The 3,306-nt window shown below is 56.2% G+C and carries 2 protein-coding genes; both read left to right on the top strand.

Annotation, left to right across the window (positions count from 1 at the left end; genetic code table 11):
- The first annotated feature begins 555 nt into the window (after window positions 1-555).
- A complete protein-coding gene (locus EJC49_RS16695; protein WP_170314754.1) occupies window positions 556-1,548 on the top strand; it encodes a nucleoid-associated protein in 993 nt (330 codons plus the stop codon).
- A gap of 11 nt (window positions 1,549-1,559) precedes the next feature.
- A complete protein-coding gene (locus tag EJC49_RS16700; protein ID WP_126701079.1) occupies window positions 1,560-3,029 on the top strand; it encodes a hypothetical protein in 1,470 nt (489 codons plus the stop codon).
- The last annotated feature ends 277 nt before the right edge of the window (window positions 3,030-3,306 follow it).

Here is a 3,306-nt window from a genome sequence, read left to right on the forward strand (position 1 = left end):
TCCGAAGGACGGGCGAGACCCGTGGCTCGCCCCGGCCGGCAGGCAGAGGGGGGTGTGCCAAAGCGCGGCGCTTACCGAAACACGGGCGCGACGCCGGAGAGCCGATCTCCCCACCTGTGGGGGAGATGCCGGCAGGCAGAGGGGGGCGCGAAGGAACGCAGCGTTCGCCCCCGTCCTCTCGACGCCTTGCGGAACACGTCAGCCACCAGAGCCCCCCATGGCTTTCCCGAAAGTGTTCGTGATTCGGGCAGCGGGGGAATGGCGACAAAGGGGTGGGAAGCGGCCGCACCACTATTCAACTGTTTGCGGCCGCTGTAGCCAGAAGCGGCCAGAACAACCGATTCATTTGCTCGCAGGGCCTTACCGCGCTGATGAAGGTGACCTTCCTGTTCTGGCGAGCCTGCCAGAGCGTTCCTTCACACCTACCACACTGGCATCAGGCAAGGGCCTTCTTACAAGCTCCGTCTTTTGTTAGAACAAATAGTGAACTCATTGCGTTCCTGGTTGGAATCTGTAGCGTGCGCTTCGGGAAATTTCATTTGCGGGAGGAAGCAATTGCAGCTTTCAGACAAAGAGATCGAAAATCTTTCGATCGAAAAATTCATTTTTCACGTCGTTCACCATCGAAACGACGAGCCAATCTTGCTTGATGAAACCCCGATCGGGGACTTCGAGGATTTCTTCCTTAAACGGGCGATGGAGACGTTGCGAGGCAACCGCTTTACCTTTGCAGATGGTTCGATAACCAGGACATTGCTCAAGCAGGTTATGGATGACGGAAGCCAGTTCGTGCCGGTGTCAAAGACGCTGGCGCAGACTTTTCACGCTGGCAGGGACAATCGCATCAAGCCGGGTGTGATGATTCTCATGACGCTGGTTACCGGACAGCGGAAGCTGTTGTCTGTGTTGAAATACGATCATGAAGAGGCAGTTACCTACGAAATTACCGACGATGCGAAGGCAATCCTGAAAGCAATCGCCAACTCGTTCACGAAATCGGCCGACGCACTGCAAAAATCTGCCTTGATCGAGATTTTCGGTGGCGATGACGCCGACAGCATCGTTGTCGTCGACAAAACCGTTCGTCATGAAATCACCGACTTCTTTCGGGGATTTCTCGCATGCAAGCGCCTCTTCGATGACAAGCAAATGACCCAAGCCGTCGAGGCGCTGGTCGTTGAGGTGGTCAAAAAGCACCAGAACGATCTGCCGAACGATATAACGCAGAATGTCCGGGATCGTTACTACGACACGGTCCAGAAGCGCGACAAGTTCGATGCCGCCGAGTTCTTCACCGAATTTTTTGGCGCACATGGAAGTGCTGCAGTGCGGGCTAGCTTCGACAAAGGTTTGGTCAAGAAAGGCATGGATGGCGAGGTCTTCAAGTTCGACAAAGGCGCAGTGAAAAAGCAGCGTCCTCAGAAGTATAAGACCGCTGAAGGTGTGAAGATCGACGTGCCGGAGCAGGCCTCGGATACCGTGAAAACGGCGACGACGGCAGCCGGCACTGTTATCACCATCACGACGAGCCGATTGACGAGCCTATGACAATCGAGGAGATGATCGAACTCGGCATCCTGTTTCAGCGGCTGGCCGCGTCGAAAGGTGCGGTCTTCGTTGAGACGATGTCAGTCTGCAGGGTCGATCAGATCTCGAACCTCACTGGCTCGGATTTCAATCGAATTGCTGAATTGGCTTCGGCGCTGGCCTTGTCCGCTCAGGGAACGTTGGCCGTGTTTGGGAGCATTAGCGGGGAAGTTGACCTCGCAAATGGGGACGTGTCGAGTATTGAGGGTGAGGCTGTCGCGGTTCGTCTTACGAAGAAAGTCGAGGCGCAGACGGCGTTTTTCATTACTCGAATGGGCTTCGAGGCCGCCCTCGGTGACGCAGAGTTTATGCTTGCTGCTCGGAAAGTGTGGATCGCCGAAGACTTCTTGCCCTTTGCTACGATAGCATGCGTCTATGTGCCGTGGGGCAGCGCGACGGATCAGAAACCGCTCGAAGAGATATTCGATAGTCCACGTAGATTGGTTCGGGACGAGAGCTATCAGCTAGTCCCGATCGACATCCGTCCCTGGTATCTGATCGTCCCAGGTGACGATACTTCAGGTGTTTTCGCGGCTTGGAAAGAAGCCGCCGTGAGGAACCTGATCTTTTGTCTGCCAACCGAAATTCGAACCTCGGATGCAAGCAGAAAGGTCGTGCTGAAGGGCGCCAGGTCTGTCTTCGCCGATGTCGACCTAAGCAAGCCGCAAGCTCGGCTTTTTGATGTTATCACGGAAGCGGTCAGATGGGTTTACGACCAACGGCGTGACACTGAGACGAAGTTTCACCTGCTCAACAACCACTTGGCGCTGTACTGGCCCGAAAACACTAAGTGGCCAATGGGCCTTACTGGTGTGTTGGACCAAGCGTTGGCCAGCGCAAGAGAGGCCTTTGCTTTCCATCTGCAGGATGACAGCAAGGAAGCGCTCAAGTCTTTAGGCGATCTCCGGAAGGCTCTGCAGGATGAGGTTGCGCGATCTCAGACAGCCACGCGCGATCTATTGTCTGCTCTCTGGCGGGATGCAGCGATCGCGGGTGCGGCATTTGCTTTGCGTTCGGCCACAACCAACTCCTCTGTTGTGAAGATTGCCTCGTTGAGTGCGGCCGCGCTGCTGTTTGCGAGCTTGCTGACCACGGTGCTCTCCAATTGGCGATTCGATGTCCTCGCCAAGCAAGTCCGCTCGCAATGGCGGCAACGCCTTTATGCCTTCATGTCTGACGACCAGTGGGGCGAACTAGTGACCAGACCAATTTCTCGAGCTCGATGGGTTTATCGAGCTTCAATTGTCCCAGTGATGGCAGTCTATGTTGTACTTATTGGTGCACTTTTGTGGGTAGTATATCCCGCCGAAGTTATGTCGGTAGTAGATCCTATCCTGACCCGGCTGTCAGGCGCTTGGCGGTCGATCGGGAATTTATGGGATCGGACGCCACTTACACCGATCGCACCGCCTTTGCCTCCATCGGCACCAACACCCACATAACGGGGCCGCCGCAATGCCCTTCCATGGGCATACCGTCATCATGCTGCATCGCGAATACGGGCGTCCGGGTACCTGAATGTCTGCTTCGGGCCAAGAGCGGCCCTTGTGTGATCAGACCGCCAACGACCGCCTCGGCATCAAAACCCGCCCCCCCCCCCAAAAAAATCTCTCCCCATTCATCCACGCCCCCCCGCCATGCCCGCATAATCCCTCTCGCAGCTTGCCGCCGGGAACGGAACGTACGACCGGACCTTCCAGGCAAGTGTGGCGCCGGACC

Source organism: Aquibium carbonis (genome assembly GCF_003970795.1).
GTDB lineage: Bacteria > Pseudomonadota > Alphaproteobacteria > Rhizobiales > Rhizobiaceae > Aquibium > Aquibium carbonis.

Bases quoted from the DNA above. Each gene is read 5' to 3' on its own strand.
- EJC49_RS16700 (WP_126701079.1), top strand. From the start codon at position 1,560: ATGATCGAACTCGGCATCCTGTTTCAGCGGCTGGCCGCGTCGAAAGGT.